19 protein-coding genes are annotated in these 19,740 nt (G+C 66.1%); 13 read left to right on the forward strand and 6 right to left on the reverse strand.

From position 1 onward, the window contains the following. Window positions 1-32 precede the first annotated feature (32 nt). A complete protein-coding gene (locus tag BMW66_RS13465) occupies window positions 33-653 on the forward strand; it encodes a hypothetical protein (protein WP_093119267.1) in 621 nt (206 codons plus the stop codon). Between the two features lie 128 nt (window positions 654-781). Then, window positions 782-1,426: a 50S ribosomal protein L25/general stress protein Ctc gene (locus BMW66_RS13470; RefSeq protein ID WP_093119268.1), complete on the forward strand. Its 645-nt coding sequence runs from the start codon at window positions 782-784 to the stop codon at window positions 1,424-1,426. A gap of 58 nt (window positions 1,427-1,484) precedes the next feature. Here BMW66_RS13470 and BMW66_RS13475 read toward each other — a convergent pair whose 3' ends face one another. Next, window positions 1,485-2,171, reverse strand: coding sequence for an FkbM family methyltransferase (locus BMW66_RS13475; RefSeq protein WP_245729483.1), 687 nt, complete (start codon window positions 2,169-2,171; stop codon window positions 1,485-1,487). Window positions 2,172-2,257: 86 nt separating this feature from the next. On the opposite strand from BMW66_RS13475, the gene pth reads away from it, so the two are divergent. Continuing rightward, window positions 2,258-2,968 (forward strand): aminoacyl-tRNA hydrolase, encoded by a 711-nt coding sequence (gene pth / locus BMW66_RS13480; RefSeq protein WP_093119271.1) that lies wholly within the window; start codon window positions 2,258-2,260, stop codon window positions 2,966-2,968. 94 nt (window positions 2,969-3,062) lie between these two features. On the opposite strand, the gene BMW66_RS13485 is transcribed toward pth, so the two are convergent. Beyond that, window positions 3,063-4,178: a fatty acid desaturase gene (locus BMW66_RS13485; RefSeq protein WP_093119273.1), complete on the reverse strand. Its 1,116-nt coding sequence runs from the start codon at window positions 4,176-4,178 to the stop codon at window positions 3,063-3,065. A gap of 397 nt (window positions 4,179-4,575) precedes the next feature. Further along, window positions 4,576-6,105, reverse strand: coding sequence for a divergent polysaccharide deacteylase family protein (locus BMW66_RS13490; protein WP_093119275.1), 1,530 nt, complete (start codon window positions 6,103-6,105; stop codon window positions 4,576-4,578). A gap of 143 nt (window positions 6,106-6,248) precedes the next feature. Here BMW66_RS13490 and BMW66_RS13495 point away from each other — a divergent pair, with 143 nt between their 5' ends. The 7 genes from BMW66_RS13495 (at window position 6,249) to lexA (ending at window position 11,805) form a co-directional block, all read left to right on the forward strand. Continuing rightward, complete coding sequence (locus BMW66_RS13495; protein WP_093119276.1) at window positions 6,249-6,830, forward strand: anthranilate synthase component II; 582 nt, start codon at window positions 6,249-6,251, stop codon at window positions 6,828-6,830. After that, entirely contained in the window at window positions 6,827-7,849 is a 1,023-nt protein-coding gene (gene trpD / locus BMW66_RS13500; RefSeq protein WP_093119278.1) for an anthranilate phosphoribosyltransferase, read from the forward strand. The genes BMW66_RS13495 and trpD overlap by 4 nt, the downstream gene beginning before the upstream one ends. Further along, window positions 7,849-8,499 (forward strand): uracil-DNA glycosylase, encoded by a 651-nt coding sequence (locus tag BMW66_RS13505; protein WP_093119280.1) that lies wholly within the window; start codon window positions 7,849-7,851, stop codon window positions 8,497-8,499. The genes trpD and BMW66_RS13505 overlap by 1 nt, the downstream gene beginning before the upstream one ends. After that, window positions 8,496-9,311 carry an indole-3-glycerol phosphate synthase TrpC gene (trpC, locus tag BMW66_RS13510; protein ID WP_093119281.1) on the forward strand — a complete coding sequence of 272 codons (816 nt, stop codon included), beginning with the start codon at window positions 8,496-8,498 and terminating at the stop codon, window positions 9,309-9,311. The genes BMW66_RS13505 and trpC overlap by 4 nt, the downstream gene beginning before the upstream one ends. Continuing rightward, the gene (moaC, locus tag BMW66_RS13515) at window positions 9,311-9,787 is read left to right on the forward strand and encodes a cyclic pyranopterin monophosphate synthase MoaC (RefSeq protein WP_093119283.1); all 477 of its coding nucleotides are present in this window, start codon (window positions 9,311-9,313) and stop codon (window positions 9,785-9,787) included. Before trpC ends, moaC begins: the two co-directional genes overlap by 1 nt. Further along, complete coding sequence (locus BMW66_RS13520; RefSeq protein ID WP_093119285.1) at window positions 9,784-10,959, forward strand: molybdopterin molybdotransferase MoeA; 1,176 nt, start codon at window positions 9,784-9,786, stop codon at window positions 10,957-10,959. The genes moaC and BMW66_RS13520 overlap by 4 nt, the downstream gene beginning before the upstream one ends. A gap of 144 nt (window positions 10,960-11,103) precedes the next feature. Continuing rightward, complete coding sequence (gene lexA, locus BMW66_RS13525) at window positions 11,104-11,805, forward strand: transcriptional repressor LexA (protein WP_093119286.1); 702 nt, start codon at window positions 11,104-11,106, stop codon at window positions 11,803-11,805. Here lexA and BMW66_RS13530 read toward each other — a convergent pair. Next, a complete protein-coding gene (locus BMW66_RS13530; protein ID WP_093119288.1) occupies window positions 11,799-13,838 on the reverse strand; it encodes a ComEC/Rec2 family competence protein in 2,040 nt (679 codons plus the stop codon). The two genes, lexA and BMW66_RS13530, sit on opposite strands and share 7 nt — an antisense overlap. 81 nt (window positions 13,839-13,919) lie before the next feature. On the opposite strand from BMW66_RS13530, the gene gltX reads away from it, so the two are divergent. From gltX to BMW66_RS13545, 3 genes are all read left to right on the forward strand, one after another. Continuing rightward, a complete protein-coding gene (gltX, locus tag BMW66_RS13535) occupies window positions 13,920-15,344 on the forward strand; it encodes a glutamate--tRNA ligase (RefSeq protein ID WP_093119290.1) in 1,425 nt (474 codons plus the stop codon). Between the two features lie 73 nt (window positions 15,345-15,417). Further along, complete coding sequence (gltA, locus tag BMW66_RS13540) at window positions 15,418-16,713, forward strand: citrate synthase (RefSeq protein ID WP_093119292.1); 1,296 nt, start codon at window positions 15,418-15,420, stop codon at window positions 16,711-16,713. A gap of 336 nt (window positions 16,714-17,049) precedes the next feature. After that, window positions 17,050-18,285, forward strand: a complete 1,236-nt coding sequence (locus tag BMW66_RS13545) for a hypothetical protein (RefSeq protein WP_093119294.1) — start codon at window positions 17,050-17,052, stop codon at window positions 18,283-18,285. A 143-nt stretch (window positions 18,286-18,428) separates the two neighbouring features. Here the strand turns inward: BMW66_RS13545 and BMW66_RS13550 are convergent, their stop codons facing one another. Both BMW66_RS13550 and BMW66_RS13555 read right to left on the reverse strand, forming a co-directional pair. After that, window positions 18,429-19,205 (reverse strand): enoyl-CoA hydratase-related protein, encoded by a 777-nt coding sequence (locus BMW66_RS13550; protein WP_093119296.1) that lies wholly within the window; start codon window positions 19,203-19,205, stop codon window positions 18,429-18,431. A 73-nt stretch (window positions 19,206-19,278) separates the two neighbouring features. Next, on the reverse strand, window positions 19,279-19,740 hold the full coding sequence (locus BMW66_RS13555; RefSeq protein ID WP_093119297.1) for a cytochrome c-type biogenesis protein: 462 nt from the start codon (window positions 19,738-19,740) through the stop codon (window positions 19,279-19,281).

The following is a 19,740-nucleotide window of genomic DNA, read 5'->3' on the forward strand; positions in this document are numbered from 1 at the left end:
GCGATAGTCATGAAAAAACGGGGCCCGCGCGCGTGCAGATCTTCATCAAGCAGAACCTCGCCATGCTGGCGGTGCCCAAGACAGGCTCCACCGCCTTCGAAATGGCCCTCCGGCGCGAGGCTGACATCATCTTCGCCAAGCGGCGCAAGCACATGACCGCCGGGCAGTTTCACCACAAATGCGCCCCCTTTCTCGCAGAGATGTATGATGCCCGGCCGGAGCGGATGGCCGTGATGCGCGATCCGGTCGAACAGATCCGAAGCTGGTATCGCTACCGCGCCGCGCCGCGCCTCAAAGGGCAGGTCAACAGCGCCGCCGGACAGAGCTTCGACGACTTCGTGCGCGACGTGATCTCGGACGCCCCGCCCCCGCCCGCACAGATCGGAAGCCAGCACCGCTTTCTCACGCTGAGCGACGGCACCCTGCCGCTGCATCACCTGTTCGCCTATGAACGGCAGGCCAAGCTGCGCGCCTTTCTCGAAGAACGGTTCGGCAAGCCGCTCGACATTCGGCGCAAGAATGTCTCCCCCCCCATCGACGCCCCTCTCTCACCCGAGGTGGCGGCCCGCCTGAAAGCCGCCCGCCCCGGGGAATTCGCCCTCTATGACCGGCTGATGGAGGCAGGCGGGCACCTGCGGCAATCGGCCGTCTGATCGCGCGCGTCTGGCGCGGTTTTCCCCGCCTGCCCCCTTGTCAAATCCCCGACCCTGGGCTATGCGCTGCGCTTCACGCGGGGTTACAGCCTTGGAGGAACCCCGCCCGAACATATGGAGTTTACAAAATGGCTGGACAGATCCCAGATCTTCACGCCGAGGTCCGGACGGGGACAGGCAAGGGCGCCGCTCGTCAAGCACGCCGCGATGGCATGGTCCCCGGTATCGTCTTTGGAGGCGACAACGACCCTCTTCCGATCAACATCCCCTTCAACGCGCTGATGAAACGGCTCAATCAGGGCCGGTTCAAATCGACCCTGTTCAACCTGAAGGTCGACGAAGCGGAAGATGTGCGCGTGATCTGCCGCGATGTGCAGCGCGATGTCGTGAAGGATCTGCCCACCCACTTCGACCTGCTGCGCCTACGCCGCACCACGCAGATCAACCTCTTCATCCATGTCGAGTTTCTCAACGAAGAGACCTGCCCCGGCCTGAAACGCGGCGGCGTTCTGACCATCGTGCGCCCCGATGTGGAGCTGAAGGTGACCGCCGGCGACATTCCCGAAAAGATCGTCGTCGATCTGGCCGGGCTGGACATCGGCGACACGATCACCATTTCCTCGGTCGATCTGCCCGCCGGCGCGAAACCGACGATCGACCGCGATTTCGTGATCGCCAACATCTCCGCTCCGTCCGGACTGCGCTCGGAGGATGCCGCCGAGGACGAGGAAGACGCCGCAGAGGCCGAAACCGAAGAGACCGCGGAGGAGTAATCCTCTCCCTGCCAGTCAGAACACACCCGAACGCGGCCCCCCCGGGGCCGCGTTCTTTTCATGCCCCTCGGTCCCTGACGCGCCGGAACCCGAGGATCCGGCCCGTCGATGTCACCGGATCATAGGTCAGCCCCGAGCGTGACATGCAATCCACGATTTTCTTGACCACGCTGTCGGGATACCGCTTCGGATGCAGTTCCAGCACCACGAAGCGCACGAACGGCGGCCAGGATCGGTCGAACAGGAACCGCTCCGCCCCTTCGATATCCATGATCACGAAGCGCGGCCGATGCAGCATCAGCAGATCGCCGAGCCGCAGCGCCGGCACCTCTTCGGCCCCCTCGCGCGCAGTGTCGGACATCAGGATGCTGCCGCCCCAGAACAGCGCGCCGGCGTTGAACGCCAGCGTTTCCGACTGCAGATCACCCTCGCTGACCGCGCCGTGAATGAGTGTCACCGCATCCGCCCCGTTGAGCGAGAGATTGTGGCGCACCACGTCAATCATCTTCGGGTTGGCCTCGACACTCACCACGTTTTCCGGCCCCGCCAGCCGGGCGCACAGCGCCGTGACATACCCGAGCCCCGCCCCCAGTTCGAGAACCGGCATCCCCGCGCGCACCCGTTGCATCACGGCACGGGCCTCATGCACCTCGTAGGCCCCGCGCGACAGCCGGTCCGCGATCGCACTCTCCTGCAACCACTCCGGCAGTTCCAGCCTGACATCGTTGAGCGTGTATTGCCTCACCGTCCCCCCCTGCCCCTTTGATTGATTCCTACGGGGCGATTGCGTATATCGCAAGCCAATCGGGCAACAGGCAGGGGCAAGGCGTGATGCAACTCTTCGTGGGGCTGGGCAATCCCGGCGCGAAATATGCCCGTAACCGGCACAACATCGGCTTCATGGCCGTGGACCGGATCGCGGAGGATCATGGCTTCGGCCCGTGGAAAGCGCGGTTTCAGGGACAGTTGACCGAAGGCCGCCTCGGCGACGAAAAGGTGCTGCTGCTCAAGCCGGAAACCTACATGAACCTGTCGGGCCAATCGGTGGGCGAGGCGGTGCGCTTCTACAAGCTCACCGCGCAGGATGTCACCGTTTTCCATGATGAACTGGACCTCGCCCCCGGCAAGTTGAAGGTGAAACAGGGCGGCGGACATGCCGGCCACAACGGGCTGCGCTCCATCGGGCAGCATATCGGCGCCGACTTTCGCCGCGTGCGGCTCGGCATCGGTCATCCCGGTCACAAGGATCTTGTCTCGGCCTATGTGCTGCATGATTTCGCCAAGGCGGACGACGGCTGGCTCGACGATCTGATGCGCGGCATCGCCGACGGCGCCCCGCATCTGGCCACAGGCGACGGTGGCAAATTCACCAATGCCGTGGCGCTGCGCATGGGGCCGCCCGCCGGCAAACCCGACAAGACGCCGGACAAGCCCGCGAAAACGCCTCCCCCACCGCCAGACAAGGCCGGGCCGGACACGCCCAGCCCGCAGGAGGAGGACCGGCGCTCGCCCCTGCAAAAGCTCGCCGACAAGTTCCGCTAGCGCGCGCGCTCCATCGGATTCATTCTGCCCGGGCCGCGTGCGACCCCAACGCGCAAACTCACGGCGCGGCACGCGCCGCCGCGCCGCGCCCGGCCTAGCCGGACCCGGCCCTGACCTTTGGGCAGCGGTCGGACTGGTCCTGATCCTGAAGCACGCTACGGCGCGAGGTCTTGAAATCGCCCCGCACGTGATCCCACCAGTAGCCGAGATAGGATTTATCGGCGCGGGCGCTGAACACCTCGGGCGCACCCTCCGCCAGATCGGGAAGCCGGGTCCATGCGACATTGGGGAACGTGTGGTGTTCGTTGTGATAGCCGGTGTTGAAAAACAGCCGGTTGACCCATCCATAGGTGGACCGGGTCGGCGTGTGCACATCATCCCCGGCATGCTCGCTCAGCGATTGGCCAAGGTTGCTGATGCCGAACTTGCCCAGAAAGATCGACAGCGCCCAGTTGTGATAGAGCCAGCCCCAGACCCCGAAGAGCAGCAGCAGCGCGACATTCATCGCCAGCGACCAGCCGATGAAAAGACGCATCTGCCAGCGCGGCGCGGAGGACGCTCCGATCCGGCGCTGCCGGTCGTGGACCTCATGCCCGGTCAGGCGCTTGTAGAGACGCGGGAAAATCTCGTCGCTGATGATGAAGCCGAAGGGCAGAAGATGCACGATCAGCGTGGCCACCGTCAGCACCCGTTGCAGGCGCGGATGATCGCGGATCACCATATCGCGCGCCTTGAAGGCGCAAAGATCCTCATGCTCGTAATCGCGTTCATAGTCTCCGATGAACGGGTGATGGCTCGACAGGTGCTCGTGCTGATAGATGAGTTGCTTGCCGAAGGAGGCAAGGATCGTCTCAAGGCCAAGATCGAAGGCCAGCTTCGCCCGGTTGCCGCGAAAGATCAGCCGGTGCGCCGTCTCATGCACCAGCGATCCGGCCGCGTGAATGACGAACTGCCCCAGACAGAAGGCGGCCAGGAACACCACCAGAAGGTTGCTGCCCGACACGGCCCATGCCACCCCCCAATGCACCGCCAGTAGCACCGGAACGGCCAACACGGTCCGGCGGTCCGGTCCCGAAAGGCGGCGCAGCTCGGGATGCCCGGCCAGCGCCTCCTTGCGCATCTGCAAATGCCGCCGCGATTGCGGCGAGATGCTCGCGCGGTCACTCTCGACGGTGGTCTGCGCGCTCGCAGCCTGCCTGATGTCTGCCACTTTATCCGCCTGCCTGTTTTCATGGTGCCCGCCTTCATTCCTCAGGCGCAACCGGGCCAAGATGCCCGCAGGCGGTTGCAAGATCAAGCGCCGACACACATGGACCGGCTGGCAAAGGGACCACCGCGGTCGATACACACCGCCCGCCTCTTCACCTTTGCCATATACTCATCGCGAAGCGTTCGGAAAATCCGCCGTCCGCGGCTCCGGTCTTCGTCCAACCAGCCGGCAAACAGAAAATCGGGGACCGCCCGGGATCGCCGCGCCGTCTCACGCGCTCTTGGCCCTGCCCACCGAACGCCCCTTTACCCGGACAGAATCCCGATACCGGCACCGACGCGATACCGACGTGATACCGACGTTTTACCGACATGGGTTTTCCTGCAAAAACAGGGAATTAACCAGATTCGCCCTGATCGGAGAGCAGAACCGCCGACACCGGCACAAGTGCCACTTCTTCGACCCGGTCCTGCAACGCCCACAAAAGCAGCGCAGACACCGTGTCGGGCCGCAACCGACCCAGCATGATTACCCCGCCCTCTTCCTGCCGCGCCTTGAAGGCCGCGTGGTCGAGAAACCGCCGCATCACCACCGGCGATTGCCCCTCGCCGTCGAAGTCGCGGAACACGGTCGCCGCCGGAATGCCCTCGCGTTCGGCCAGTTTCCGCGCTGTATTCAGACCCTTGGGATGCATCACCAGCCCGTGCCCCGTCTCTTTCAGAATCTCCGTCACCTGATCGGAGACCTCACGAGAGCCCTGCACCCCGTCTGCGGTGCCCTCCAGCACCGCCGCCGCCTCCGGCAACGCCTCCAGATGCGCCTGCATCGCGACCTCCACATCGCGCGCCGCCGCCGTTTCCGGCAGGTCGATCATCGCCAGCACCTCGAAGCCCCGGCTGCGATAATATTCCATCTTTTCACGGGCATCGGGGGCCAGCGTGCTGACCGCGAAGCTCAGCGGATAGGGAAAGCTCTCCAGCGCCTCGACCCCGATCGCGGCCTGCCCGTCGTCGATCAGAACAATCGACATGAGCGGCTTTCCAGCCGGATCGTCATGCGCCGCGCGATACAGGTCGATGGCCCGCCGCGGCGCCTGCGCGGCGGCATCTTCCGCCACTCCGGCCGGGGAGTTATCCTCTCCGACCGTGGGCAGGCGGTTCGACTTGAGCTGCGGAAAACTCTCGCTGAGATCGCCCGCGGGCTTGAGAAGCGTCTCCTCCGTCGCCGCATCCTGATCGCCGGGCGCCGCCATCTCCGGGCCACTGCCATCTTCGATCTCGGGCGCGGACCGCATGCCCGAAGAGCCGGTCTCCGCCTCCGGCACCGCATCCTGCGATCCGACAGCGTCCGGGGCCTCTGCTACGGGTCCCGTCTCCGGCGCCGGATCGTCACCGGGAAGGGCGGCGCCCGCATCCTCGCCGGGGGCGGTGATCTGGCCGGGTTCGTCAAAGGCGCCTGTCTCGGGCACGGGCGGCGGTGCGGGTTGCGCCGGGTCGGTGGAGATCGACAGATCTCCTTCGGCCTCCGGGACTTCCGGGGCGGGGGCAGCATTTCCGGCCACCGGCGCATCGTCGCCGTTCGTGGACGGGACGATCCCGCTTTCCGCGCCGGGGAAGGGGACGTCCATCCAGTCCGACGCCGTCCCGGTCTCGGGCACCGGCGCGGGGGCGGTATCGGTATCGGGCAGCGCATCGTCGCCCGCCGGCTCGGTCGCCGGACCGCCGTCGCCCGAGGCGACAGGCGCATCCGCCTGCGAGGTCTGGTCGAGCCCGCCGCCGCCGCCCGCATCCTGCCCGCCGCGCGTCGCGGCGGTTTCGGTCTGCGGGGTCACGGTTGCGGGCAGCGGCGCCAGCAACGATGCGACCGCAAGCGCCAGCACCGCAAGCACCGCTCCCCAGATCAGACCGCCGATCACACCTCGCAACATCTGCTCGCCCCCGAATTCACGTCCCTGACCGGGGCACGCCGGCCCCTTGCCCCCTTGACCCTATGCGCCAAGCCTGAACATGTATATCCCGACCGGGCCCCGTGGCTCCACCCCGTTTCTCATGCCGGGACGATGAACGCCAGATGTTGCTACTGATCGACAACTACGACAGCTTTACCTACAACCTCGTGCATTACCTGGGCGAGCTTGGGGCCGATGTCGCCGTGCACCGCAACGACGCGCTGAGCGTGGCGGAGGCGATGGAAATGGCCCCGGCGGGCATATTGCTCAGCCCCGGCCCCTGCGATCCCGATCAGGCCGGCATCTGCCTTGCCCTGACGCAGGCCGCCGCAGAGGCGCGCGTGCCGCTTCTCGGTGTCTGTTTGGGCCATCAGACCATCGGGCAGGCGTTCGGTGGCAAGGTGGTGCGCTGCCACGAGATCGTGCATGGCAAGATCGGCACCATCCACCACGGTGGAAAGGGCGTCTTCGCCGGCCTGCCAAGCCCCTTCGCCGCCACGCGCTATCATTCGCTGATCGTCGACCGCGCCAGCCTGCCGGGTTGTCTTGAGATCACGGCGGAGCTTGAGGACGGCACCATCATGGGGCTGCGCCACCGCGAGTTGCCGATCGAGGGGGTGCAATTCCATCCCGAATCCATCGCCTCCGAACATGGCCACGCGCTCTTGCGCCATTTCCTCGACCAGATGCAGGTGCCCGCATGAGAGACGACATCCGCCCCCTCATCGGTACCGCCGCCGACCGCCCCCTCACCCGCACGGAAGCCGAGAGCGCCTTTCGCATCCTCTTTGAGGGGGAAGCGACACCAAGCCAGATGGGCGGGCTGCTCATGGCGCTGCGCACCCGCGGCGAGACGGTGGATGAATACACCGCCGCCGCGAGCGTCATGCGCGCCAAGTGCCACGCGGTGCGCGCGCCCGAGGGGGCCATGGACATCGTCGGCACCGGCGGCGACGGCAAGGGCACGCTCAACATCTCCACCGCCACCGCGTTCGTCGTGGCCGGCGCGGGCGTGACGGTGGCCAAGCACGGCAACCGGAACCTGTCGTCGAAATCCGGGGCGGCCGATGCGCTCACCCAGATGGGGGTGAACGTCATGGTCGGCCCCGAGGTCGTGGAGCGCGCGCTCGCCCAATGCGGCATCGCCTTCATGATGGCGCCCATGCACCATCCCGCGATGGCTCATGTCGGGCCGACGCGGACAGAGCTTGGCACCCGCACGATCTTCAACATCCTCGGCCCGCTGACCAACCCCGCCGGCGTCAAACGTCAGCTCACCGGCACCTATGACCGCACCCTCAATCGCCCGATGGCCGAAACCCTCAAGGCGCTTGGATCGACGCATTGCTGGATCGTCCACGGCTCCGACGGCACCGATGAGCTGACGATCACCGGCACGAGCTGGGTCTGCGCGCTGGACCCCGACGGCGTCATCCGCGAGGTGGAGCTTCATCCCGAGGACGCGAACCTTCCCGTGCATCCGTTCGAGCAGATCCTTGGCGGCACGCCGCAGGACAACGCCCGCGCCTTCCGCGCGCTGCTGGACGGCGCGCCAGGCGCCTACCGCGACGCGGTGCTGCTCAACGCCGCCGCCGCGCTGGTGGTGGCCGATATCGTCTCCGATCTGCGCGAGGGAGTCGGGATGGCGCAGGCCAGCATCGATTCGGGCGCGGCGCGCGGCAAGGTCGAGGCGCTCGCGCGCCTCACCTCCGGGGCGGCCTGATGCGACAGGGCGCACCGCTCGGCGGCTGGGGTTTTCTGCCATTCTTCTCTCAGACTCTGCCACGCATCGACGCGGCCTTGCGCACGGAAATCGCCCCCATTCTTCCCCCCGCAAAAGAGCGGTTCGCCGCCCTCACCCTCACGCCGCCGGGGGCCACACGCGTGGTGATCCTTGGGCAAGACCCCTACCCCACGCCCGGCCATGCGCACGGACTTGCCTTTTCCGTCACGCCCGGCACGCCGCTGCCGCGCTCGCTGGTCAATATCTTCAAGGAACTGCAAGATGATCTGGGCTTTTCTCGGCAAAGCGGCGATCTGCGCGGTTGGGCGCGGCAGGGGGTGCTGCTGCTCAACACCGCGCTGACCGTGCGCGCCCGCGAGGCCAACAGCCACCGCGATCTCGGCTGGCAGACGCTTGCCCATCAGGTGCTCGATCATGTCTCGCAACGTCCGACCGCCTTCGTGCTCTGGGGCCGGCAGGCACAGGCCCTTGCACCGCATATCCGAAGCGGCGATCATCTGATCATCGAAACCGCGCACCCCTCGCCGCTCTCCGCGCGCCGAGGGTTCTTCGGCTCCCGGCCGTTCTCGCGCATCAATTCATGGCTCGCGGACCGCGACGAGCCCCCAATCGACTGGACCGCTGAATGACTGAAACCGTTCTGGACCGGATCAAGGCCTACAAGCTCGAAGAGATCGCCGCCGACAAATCCGCCAAACCGTTGGAAGAGGTCGAGGCCGAGGCGCAGGCTGCCCCCCCCACGCGCGGCTTTGGCGTGGCGCTGCGCGATGCGGCGCGGGGCGGCTACGGGCTCATTGCCGAGGTGAAGAAAGCCTCGCCCTCCAAGGGGCTGATCCGCGCCGATTTCGACCCCGAGGCCCTCGCCCGCGCCTATGAAGAGGGCGGCGCCGCCTGCCTGTCGGTTCTCACCGACACGCCCAGCTTTCAGGGCGCGAAAGAGTATCTGACACAGGCGCGCGCGGCGACCAACCTGCCCGCGCTGCGCAAGGATTTCATGTATGACACCTATCAGGTGGCCGAGGCGCGCGCCCTCGGGGCCGACTGCATCCTGATCATCATGGCCTCGGTCTCCGACGCGCAGGCGCAGGAACTCGAAGCGGCGGCGACGCACTGGGGCATGGATGCGCTCATCGAAGTGCACGACGAGACCGAGCTTAAACGCGCAACCGCCCTCACGTCGGACCTGATCGGGATCAACAACCGCGATCTGAAGACCTTTGAGACCTCCCTCGACATCTCCCGCCGGCTGGCGCGGCTGGTGCCCGCCGAGCGGATGGTCATCTCCGAAAGCGGGCTGAACACGCCCGACGATCTTGCCGATCTGGCCCGTTTCGGGGTGCGCACCTTCCTCATCGGCGAAAGCCTCATGCGCCACGACGACGTGGCCGCCGCGACCCGCGCGCTGCTCGCCAAACCGCTGGTGCAGCCGGGGGGATTGTAATGGCCGGGCTCACGCATTTCGATCAGAAGGGCGATGCCCATATGGTCGATGTCTCGGACAAGGCCGTGACCTCGCGCATCGCCACAGCCGAAGGCCATGTGACCATGGCCCCCGAAACGCTCGCCACCGTGATGGAGGGGCGCGCGAAGAAGGGCGATGTGCTCGGCGTGGCGCGGCTCGCCGGGATCATGGGGGCAAAGCAGACTTCCACGCTCATCCCGCTGTGCCATCCGCTGCCCATCACCCGCGTCGCCGTGGAGCTGGAGCCGGACGAGGCCCTGCCGGGCCTTCGCATCACCGCCACGGTGCGCACCACCGGCCAGACCGGCGTGGAGATGGAGGCGCTGACCGCGGTGAACATCGCCGCGCTGACCGTCTATGACATGTGCAAGGCCGTGGACAAGGCCATGACCATCGGCGGCATCCGCGTGACCCTCAAGGACGGTGGCAAATCGGGCCGGTATGAGGCCCCATGATCTCCGTTTCCGACGCCCTCGCCCATCTGTTCGATCTCGCCCGCCCGCTGCCCTCCGAGGTGGTGCCGCTCTCGCAGGGCAACGGCCGCGTTCTGGCCGCGCCGGTCACCGCGCGACGCGATCAGCCGCCCTTTTCCGCCTCTGCCATGGACGGATATGCCGTCCGCGCCGCGGAGGCCGCCCCCGGCGCGCAGTTGATCGTGGTGGGCGAATCCGCCGCAGGCCGCCGTTTCGACGGCGTCCTCGCCCCCGGTCAGGCGGTGCGCATCTTCACCGGCGCCCCGCTGCCCGGCGGCGCGGACCGCGTGATCCTGCAAGAGGACGTGACCCGCGCCGGCGATCTGATCACCCTTGGCGACAGGCTCGACACCGGCCCGCACATCCGCCCGGCAGGGGCCGATTTCTGCGCCGGAGAGACGATGGAGCCGCCGCGCCTTCTGCGCCCCGCCGACATCGCGCTTCTGGCGGCGATGAACATTGCCGAGCTGCCGGTGACGCGCCGCCCCGTGGTGGCGATCTTGGCCACCGGGGATGAGCTTGTGATGCCCGGCGAAGACCCCGGCCCCGACCAGATCATCGCCTCCAACAGCTTCGGGCTTCAGGCGATGCTGCGCGATCTGGGCGCCGAGGCGCGGCTTTTGCCCATTGCCCGCGACACCCGCGCCTCGCTGGAGACGGCGTTTTCGCTGGCCGACGACGCCGATCTTCTGCTGACCATCGGCGGCGCGTCTGTAGGCGATCACGATTTGGTCGGAGAGGTCGCCGCCGCGTTGGGAATGGAGCGCAGCTTCTACAAGATCGCCATGCGTCCGGGCAAACCGCTCATGGCCGGGCACCTGACCTCCGGCGCGACGATGATCGGCCTGCCGGGCAACCCGGTCTCCGCCATGGTCTGCGGCCATGTCTTCGTGGCCCCCGTGATCCGTGCCATGCTCGGGCTGGGCCGCGCTCCGGCCCCGCGCGCCGCCGCCGTCCTCGCCGAAGACCTGCCCGCCAACGGGCCGCGCGAGCACTACATGCGCGCTGATGTGCAAGGCGACCGCCTCACCGCGTTCGCGCGACAGGATTCCAGCCTGCTCACGGTTCTGGCCCGCGCCAACGCGCTGCTCATCCGTCCGCCGCACGACCCGGCCCGCGAGGCCGGCCAAAGCGTGGATTACCTGCCGCTGTGAATCGGGCACCGATCTGGTGCACTCCCTTCATCTTTGTTCCAAGTACTCCCGCCACAGGCGCCTTACGCTGGGAACAGACACACCCCGTTGACACAAAACGGGAACATCAGTAGAACAAAACAAACGAACAGCAAGGGGGCAGTCATGCTCACCAAGAAACAACGCGACCTTCTCCATTTCATCCACACCCGCATGCAACGCGACGGCGTCCCCCCCAGCTTCGATGAGATGAAGGACGCTCTGGACTTGCGGTCGAAATCCGGTATCCACCGCCTGATCACCGCGCTGGAAGAACGCGGTTTCATCCGCCGTCTCGCCCACCGCGCCCGCGCGATCGAGATCGTGAAACTGCCCGAGAGCCTTGGCGGTCCCTCCTCGGCAGGGTTCGAGCCGCGGGTGATCGAGGGGCCGCACCCGGCGCCCGAACGCCCCGCCAATACCCGCGATCTGGAATCGCTCTATGCGCGCGAGCTTCCGGTGATGGGCAAGATCGCCGCCGGCGTGCCGATCGAGGCGATCAGCCATGTGCACCATCACGTCGCCGTGCCCGGCCAGATGCTCAGCAGCAACGCCCACCACTATGCGCTTGAGATCAAAGGCGATTCCATGACCGGCGCGGGGATCAACGACGGCGACGTGGTGATCATCCGCGAGGCGTCGACCGCCGACAATGGCGATATCGTCGTGGCGCTGATCGAGCAGGAGGAGGCAACGCTCAAGCGCTTCCACCATCAGGGCAGGTCCATCGCGCTGGAGGCTGCGAACCCGGCCTATGAAACCCGCGTCTACCCCGCCGACAAGGTGAAGGTGCAGGGCCGGCTCGTCGGGCTGATCCGCAGCTACTGACCGGCGGTCCAGGGCCGGGCGCTGCCGGCCCGCCGCGCCGTGACCCGCTGCAGCGTTCCCTCCTCGCCTGAGTGGAACGCCACCGCCCCGGTCCGGCGCAACCTGCCCGAATCGAGGATCTCGCAGCCGCCGGGCAGGTTGTCACGCGCCACCGGCAGCACCACGATCTGCCCCGGCGCGCATGTGTTGATCGCCTCCGCCGCCCGCCGGCCCGTCGCGTGCACCAGCGTCACGCCTCCTAGGTCCACACGGCGCAGGCCGCTGTCCTCCTCCCCGCGCCAGCGCGCGGCGGCCTCCTGCTGATCGGCGCCGTCGCCATCGTTCTCAAGCCAGATGCGCGCCACGAACCCGGCCCCGCGCGGCTTGCTCAGCGCCCGGCCCGCCTCTGTCATCACCCCCACCAACGCACCGTCGCGCGAAACAAGGGCGACAGGGCGATCCGCCTGCACCCAGAGTGCAAGGCCAACCGCCACCGGCAGAACGCCAGCGAATCGCCATCGCCCCTGCCACAGAAACACGCCCAGCATCCCCAGCGACACAAGCGGCAGCACCGCGCCGGAAGGTTTCGGCACGGCCACCCGCGCGCCCTCCAGCCCGGCCACCCAATCGGCCACGCCGAGAATCCAGCCCAGCCCCTGCCCCATGATCCACAGTCCGACCCCCTCCAGCCCCAGCGGGAGGAGACAGGCCGCGAGCACCGCCGCCGGAATGACCACCGTGCCCATCACCGGCACCGCCAGCAGATTGGCAAGCAATCCGTATGGCGCCACATGATTGAAATGCGCCGCCCCGAACGGCGCCGTGGCCGCCCCGGCCACCGCCGAGGAGATCACCACCGCCATCGCCGGGCGAACCCATCGCGGCCCCAACCACCCCTCGCGCCCGCGCAGCGCCCCGAAGGCCGCCACAAGCGCCGTGGTCGCGGCAAAGGACATCTGGAAACCGGGGCTCAGCACCGCCTCCGGCCGCAGCAACAGGACGATCAGAGCCGCAATCGCCACCGCGCGCAGGCTGATCGCGCGCCGATCCACCATGACAGCAAATAGCGCCACGGCCGCCATCACGAAGGCGCGCTGCGTTGCCACGCTTCCCCCGGACAGCAGAAGATAGACCGCCGCCGCCATGAGCGACCCGGCCGCCGCCATCTTCCGGGCCGGCAACCGCAACGCCAGAAAGGGGATCAATGCCATCCCGACCCGCAGAGCGGCGAAAACGAACCCCGCCAGAAGCCCCATGTGCAGCCCTGAAATCGCCAGAAGATGCGCGAGGTTGGAGACGCGCAGCGCCTCGATCACCTCCATCGGGATGCCGCTTCGGTCGCCCGTCGTCACCGCCGCCGCAAAGCCGCCGCGCGCCCCTTCAAACCGCGCGCGGATGGCCCGGGACATCCGCATCCGTAGCGCAAAGACCCGCTGCGCCCCATCCGGCGGCGCCAGTTGCAGAACCGGCGTGCGGGTATAGCCGACCGCGCCCAGCCCCTGAAACCAGGCGTGGCGCTGAAAATCGAAACCGCCCGGCTCCACCGGCCCGGCGGGCGGCGACAGGTGCCCGGTCAGGATCACCCGCATCCCCGGCTCCGGCGTGATGTATCCCTGCGCGCCGTGCAGAGAGACGCGCACCCGTCCCGGTGTGCGCACGGGCGGCACACGGTCGAGCGCCACATCCCCAAGCGTCAGCCGCAGCTTGTCGGAGGCGGAGCGGTCGATCCCGACCACCGTTCCCTCCACCGGCCCGTAATAGCGCCAGCCCAGAACGGGCGCCTGCACCACCATGCTGCGCCCGAGGCCGAGCACCATCCCCGCCACGACGAGCAACACCGCCCACAACAGGGGCGCATAGGCGGGACCGATCCGCAACGCCCCAAGGGCCGCCCCGCCGCCAAGCGCGGCCAGCAGGGCCACCGCCATGCCCCCCGGCTCCTGCCAGAGCACGAAGTATAGCCCGATCCCCGCGCCAAGCAGAACCGGAGTCCACGCGAAGAGATGTCCGCGCTGCTCCAGAAGCGCGGCCCCGATGACCCCTGCGACGCGCAAGTCTTGTCCTCTCTCCGGCGGATCGCTAGACAGGGCGCCAACGTTAATCCAGACTTGGTTACTGAAAGGTTAAGCTGGCTCATGACAGGCTCGGTCGTCACCCGTTTTGCCCCCTCGCCCACCGGCTTTCTGCACATCGGCGGGGCACGGACCGCGCTGTTCAACTGGCTCTATGCCCGTGGGCGGGGCGGCAAGTTCCTGCTCCGGATCGAGGATACGGACCGCGCCCGCTCCACCCCCGACGCGACGCAGGCGATTCTGCAGGGGCTGAAATGGCTTGGCCTGGATTGGGACGGCGGCGTCGTGAGCCAGCACGAGGGCGCCACGCGCCACGCCGAGGTGGCCCATCAGCTTCTCAATGCCGGCAAGGCCTATAAATGCTTCTCCACGCAGGACGAGATCGCCGCCTTCCGCGATCAGGCGCGGGCCGCGGGCACATCCACCCTCTTTCGCAGCCCCTGGCGCGACGCTGCGCCCGCCGATCACCCCGACGCGCCCCATGTGGTGCGGATCAAGGCACCGCTGGAGGGCACGACCGTGATCCGCGACCGGGTGCAGGGCGACGTGACGATCGGCAACGATCAGCTTGACGACATGGTGCTTCTGCGCTCGGACGGCAGCCCCGTCTACATGCTGGCGGTCGTGGTCGACGATCACGACATGGGCGTGACCCACGTGATCCGCGGCGACGACCACCTCAACAACGCCGCGCGGCAGATGTTGATTTACGAGGCGATGGGATGGAACGTGCCGGTCTGGGCGCATATTCCACTCATCCACGGCCCCGACGGCAAGAAGCTGTCGAAACGCCACGGCGCGCTTGCCGCACGGGAATATCAGGCCATGGGCTACCCGGCGGCGGGGATGCGCAACTACCTCGCCCGATTGGGCTGGAGCCACGGCGACGCCGAGTTCTTCACCGACGAACAGGCGCTCGAATGGTTCGACTTCGACGGTATCGGCAAGAGCCCCGCGCGATTTGACACCAAGAAGCTGGAGAATCTCTGCGGCCGGCATATCGCGGCGACGGACGATGCTGCGCTGCTGCATGAATTGCAGGATTTCATCGCTGTGACAGAGCGGCGCGCCCTGACCCGAACGCAGGCCGAGACGATGGAACGGGCGATGTATTGCCTCAAGGATCGCGCCAGAACCTTCCCGGAACTTCTTAAAAAAGCTGCATTTATTCTCAACGACCGGCCCATCGTGCCGGATGAGACGGCGGCCGGGCATCTTGATTCAGTATCCCGTCGTATACTGGGTGAATTGACGCCGCATCTGCAAAGTGCTAGCTGGACGCGCGAAGGTCTGGAGGCCGCGACAAGCGCCTTCGCCGACGCGAAAGAGATCAAGTTCGGCAAGATGGCCGGCCCGCTCCGGGCGGCCCTTGCCGGTCGGTCGGTCACGCCGAGTGTCTTTGACATGATGCTGGTCCTTGGCCGCGAGGAAAGCCTCGCGCGGATCACGGAGGCAGCACAGGCCAATGCGGAGAAAGGACAGGGGTAACCCGCCCTTAACGCTCTGCACGCAACAACCCCTCTGGCGGTCCGCGCCAGGGCTTGAGAGGAAGGGATGAGTTATGTCTGACACGAAGAGAACCGCGACCCTGTCGTTTGATGGTCAGTCTTTCGACTTGCCGGTGTATTCGCCGACGGCCGGCCCGGATGTGATCGACATCCGAAAGCTGTACGGTCAGGCCGGCGTATTCACCTATGACCCCGGATTCACCTCCACCGCGTCCTGCGACTCGACCATCACCTTCATTGATGGCGACAAGGGGGAGCTTCTGCACCGTGGCTACCCGATCGACCAGCTTGCCGAGAAATCGCATTACCTCGAAGTGTGCTTCCTGCTGCTCTACGGCTATCTGCCCACCGCGACGGAGCTTGAGGATTTCGAAGAGCGCGTGACGCATCACACCATGCTGCACGAGCAGATGCAGTATTTCTTCCGCGGCTTCCGGCGCGATGCGCACCCGATGGCGATCATGGTCGGCGTCGTGGGCGCCATGTCCGCCTTCTATCACGACAGCACCGACATCACCGACGAGTGGCAGCGCGAAGTCGCCTCGATCCGGTTGATTGCCAAGATGCCGACGATCGCGGCATGGGCCTACAAGTATTCCATCGGACAGCCCTTCGTCTATCCGCGCAACGACCTCGACTATGCGTCGAATTTCCTGCGGATGTGCTTCGCCGTTCCCGCCGAGGAATACGAGGTCAACCCGATCCTTGCCCGCGCGATGGACCGTATCCTGACGCTTCATGCCGATCATGAGCAGAACGCCTCCACCTCCACGGTGCGGCTGGCCTCCTCATCCGGCGCCAACCCCTTCGCCTGTATCGCGGCGGGGATTGCCTGCCTGTGGGGCCCTGCGCATGGCGGTGCCAATCAGGCGTGCCTCGAAATGCTCAAGGAGATCGGCACCCCCGACCGCATCCCCGAGTTTATCGACCGCGCCAAGGACAAGGACGATCCGTTCCGCCTGATGGGCTTTGGCCACCGGGTCTACAAGAACACAGACCCGCGCGCCAAGGTGCTCAAGCAATCCGCAGACGAGGTGCTGGAGCTTCTCGGGGTCGACAACAACCCGCTTCTGCAAGTCGCCAAGGAGCTGGAAAAGGTCGCGCTCAACGATCCCTATTTCGTTGAGAAGAAGCTCTTTCCGAATGTCGATTTCTACTCCGGGATCATTCTTGAGGCGATGGGCTTTCCCACCTCCATGTTCACCCCCGTCTTCGCCCTGTCGCGCACCGTGGGCTGGGTGAGCCAGTGGAAGGAGATGATCGCCGATCCGCAGAACAAGATCGGTCGCCCGCGGCAGCTTTATCTCGGTGAAACGCTGCGCGACTACGTCGATATCGAAGACCGCTGACCTCGGGCCTTGTCGGTCCCTGATCTTGCGGGCATCGCGCCATTTTCGGCGCGGTGCCTTGACTGTCGCACCCCAGTTTTACTCAAAGTGATTCGGTATCCGCACCAGGGCCATGTTTCCACGCTTGGGACAATCTTCGACGGGCCCCCAAGTGTCCAACATCAGGAAACACCGCCCGCACAGAAAGCTTCTTGAAAATCAATGCCGTAGGCAGAATGTGATTTTTTTGTGTTCTTTGTGTGAAAAGTCTCGGCCTAAATTCTCCTGCCCCGCGCTCAAATTCTGCCCAACAAACTTCTGCGCGTTTGACCCGTATGGATTTCAGGAGGAACCGACATGACCGGAGATGTCACGGAAACACCGGAGAAAGAGTCCGTCAAGATTACCCTTGGCTGCGAACCACGTATCATTGTCACGGTTACTGAAACCGATGGAAACCTGATGTTCAGCCTCGCGCCCGAAGACCCGGACGCGGAAATGCCCGATCTGGATGGTTTCTTCTTCAATGTCACCGATGAGTCCAAACTTGACACACTGACTGTTTTCCCAAGCGTCAACGTTGAAAACAGCGACGGCCTCAAGGTTACAGGATACGAGGCCGAAGCTGACAGCGCCGACAGCCTGAGCAATGGGGCCACCCTCACAGAGCAATACGATGTCGGAGTGCAATTTGGCACCACCGATGATTCGACGGAAGGCGAGGTCAATGAGATCGCCTTCACCCTGTATTCGGGAGGCAACCTGTCGCTCGACGATATCGACCTCGAAAGCTTCGCCGCAGTGATCAATTCCGATACCGAGGATGGTCTGGTGCTGACCACGAATGACGAGCTGAATGAGGGCGAAATCGAAAGCTTCGAAGGCGACTCGAACGATGATGGCGACAAGGAGGACCCCGACACCTGCGCCTTCACCGTCGAAGGCGAGGTCAATGTCGAGGTCATCATGTCAGAGCTTGAGGACGGCTCGATCCAGTTCGACCTGTCCGTGCTTCAGGGCGACGACCCCGACGCCACCGGCTCCATCGGGGATCTGCGCGGGTTGTTTTTCGATGTTGCCGACGAGGGCATCCTCGAAGGGCTCACCATCACCGGCGACGATGTGACCCGTTCGGAGTTCGAGGCCGATGGCGTAACCAATCTCGGTCAGGGCAACAATCTGAATGGCGAGATCGTGAATGAAAACGGGGCCTTCGATGGCGGCGTCTCCTTCGGCACGCCGGGCGCGGGCAAGGATGACATTCAGGAAACCAGCTTTATCCTGAGCCATCCCGACGGGCTCAGCCTTGCGGATTTCGAAGGGCAGGACATCGGGTTGCGCCTGACCTCCGTGGGCGAGGAAGGCGGGGACCGTGACGGCTCTCTCAAGCTGATCGGGCAATGCCCGCCGGGCGGCGACGATCCCAAGGATCCCGAATGCGAATACCAGTATGAGCTTGAGGACGTCATGAAACTCATGACGATGGAAGAGTCGGAAGACGACTCCGCCCCGGAAGAGGACGAGGACGACGGCCCCGGCGGCCCGCCGGCCCATGTCCGCGCCATGCTGGAAGAACATGGGGTCTTCGCCTGATCCACGCCCCTGTCCGACAAGATCAGGTCCGTCTTGGGGAGGGGCGGGCCTGACCGCCGGCCGCCTGACTGCAAAAGGGGATTTTGCAGACGGCGGCCGGCTTTTTTGGCTTTGCCCGCGTCAGGCCCGCGCGCCTGCGCCGATCAGCGTCCTTCGAATTGTGCCGGGCGTTTTTCGAGAAAGGCCAGAACGCCTTCCTGAAAATCCCGCGAAGCGCCGCTTTTGCCCTGCAGTTTCGCCTCGAGCGACAGCTGCTCCTCAAGGTCATTGCCCCAGGTCGCGCGGATCGCCTCCTTGATATGGCGATAGGCGGCAGTCGGCCCTTCGGCAAGGAATGCGGCCCGCTCGTTTACCCTGTCCTCGAACCGCTCATCGGGCACCGCCTCCCAGATCAGGCCCCAGTCGTCGGCCTGCTTCGCGCTGATCCGGTCGGCAAAGAGCGCCGCCCCCATCGCCTTGGCCTGCCCCATGGCGCGCGGCATGGCGTAGGTGCCGCCCGCGTCGGGGATCAGCCCGATCCGCGCAAAGGCTTGCAGGAAATAGGCGCTCTCGCTGGCGATCACCACATCCGCCGCCAGAGCCAGATTGGCCCCCGCGCCCGCCGCCGCGCCATTGACAGCGGCGATGGTCGGCACCGGGCAACCGCTCAGCGCACGCAGCATCGGGGCGTATTCGTCGCGCAGGATACGCTCCAGATCAAGCTCCGCCGCGCTGCCGCCATCGCCCAGATCCTGCCCGGCGCAGAAGGCCCGCCCCGCCCCCGTCAGCACCACAACCCGCGCCTCCTCACCGCTGCGGCGAAAGGCATGGGTCAACTCGGCGCGCATCTGCGCGGTCATCGAGTTCATCACGTCCGGCCGGTTGAGCGTCACCCGCGCGATCCCGCCGCTGAGCTCATAGGTTATGGTCTGGTAATCCATTTCGCGCCCTCTTTGCGTTGCCTGTCGGGGCCAGCATACCCGCGCCGCCCCGCGATCAAAGCACAACCGCGCGTCAGTCCTTCAGGATTTCGTCGAGCCGCGCCTGCTCCTGCGCGCTCAGGTCGTCCTCGCTGCGTCCCGGCGACGCCGCCCGCCGCCGCAGATAAAACCCCGCCACGATCAGCGCCAGCAAGAGCCCCGCCGGCCCCGCCGCCCAGAGCATGATGTTGCTCCCGCCCGTGCCCGGACGCAGCAGCACGTATTCGCCGTAGCGCGCCACGATGAAATCCATCACCTCGGCGTCGCTGTCGCCGGCCACCAGCCGCTCGCGCACCAGTAGCCGCAGATCCCGCGCCAGTTCCGCGTTGCTCTCGTCGATGCTCTCGTTCCGGCACACAAGGCAGCGCAGATCCTGCGACAGTTCGCGCGCCCGCGCCTCCAGCGCCGGATCGTCGAGGACCTCATCGGGCTGCACCGCCATCGCGGGCAGCGCCAGTGCCGCCACCGTCAGTGCGGCCCCGATCAGTCGTCGCAT

The organism is Salinihabitans flavidus (genome assembly GCF_900110425.1).
Lineage (GTDB): Bacteria > Pseudomonadota > Alphaproteobacteria > Rhodobacterales > Rhodobacteraceae > Salinihabitans > Salinihabitans flavidus.

Bases quoted from the DNA above. Each gene is read 5' to 3' on its own strand.
- BMW66_RS13470 (WP_093119268.1), top strand. From the start codon at position 782: ATGGCTGGACAGATCCCAGATCTTCACGCCGAGGTCCGGACGGGGACA.
- pth (WP_093119271.1), top strand. From the start codon at position 2,258: ATGCAACTCTTCGTGGGGCTGGGCAATCCCGGCGCGAAATATGCCCGT.
- BMW66_RS13490 (WP_093119275.1), bottom strand. From the start codon at position 6,105: ATGTTGCGAGGTGTGATCGGCGGTCTGATCTGGGGAGCGGTGCTTGCG.
- BMW66_RS13495 (WP_093119276.1), top strand. From the start codon at position 6,249: ATGTTGCTACTGATCGACAACTACGACAGCTTTACCTACAACCTCGTG.
- trpD (WP_093119278.1), top strand. From the start codon at position 6,827: ATGAGAGACGACATCCGCCCCCTCATCGGTACCGCCGCCGACCGCCCC.
- BMW66_RS13505 (WP_093119280.1), top strand. From the start codon at position 7,849: ATGCGACAGGGCGCACCGCTCGGCGGCTGGGGTTTTCTGCCATTCTTC.
- trpC (WP_093119281.1), top strand. From the start codon at position 8,496: ATGACTGAAACCGTTCTGGACCGGATCAAGGCCTACAAGCTCGAAGAG.
- moaC (WP_093119283.1), top strand. From the start codon at position 9,311: ATGGCCGGGCTCACGCATTTCGATCAGAAGGGCGATGCCCATATGGTC.
- BMW66_RS13520 (WP_093119285.1), top strand. From the start codon at position 9,784: ATGATCTCCGTTTCCGACGCCCTCGCCCATCTGTTCGATCTCGCCCGC.
- lexA (WP_093119286.1), top strand. From the start codon at position 11,104: ATGCTCACCAAGAAACAACGCGACCTTCTCCATTTCATCCACACCCGC.
- gltX (WP_093119290.1), top strand. From the start codon at position 13,920: ATGACAGGCTCGGTCGTCACCCGTTTTGCCCCCTCGCCCACCGGCTTT.
- gltA (WP_093119292.1), top strand. From the start codon at position 15,418: ATGTCTGACACGAAGAGAACCGCGACCCTGTCGTTTGATGGTCAGTCT.
- BMW66_RS13545 (WP_093119294.1), top strand. From the start codon at position 17,050: ATGACCGGAGATGTCACGGAAACACCGGAGAAAGAGTCCGTCAAGATT.
- BMW66_RS13550 (WP_093119296.1), bottom strand. From the start codon at position 19,205: ATGGATTACCAGACCATAACCTATGAGCTCAGCGGCGGGATCGCGCGG.
- BMW66_RS13555 (WP_093119297.1), bottom strand. From the start codon at position 19,740: ATGCGACGACTGATCGGGGCCGCACTGACGGTGGCGGCACTGGCGCTG.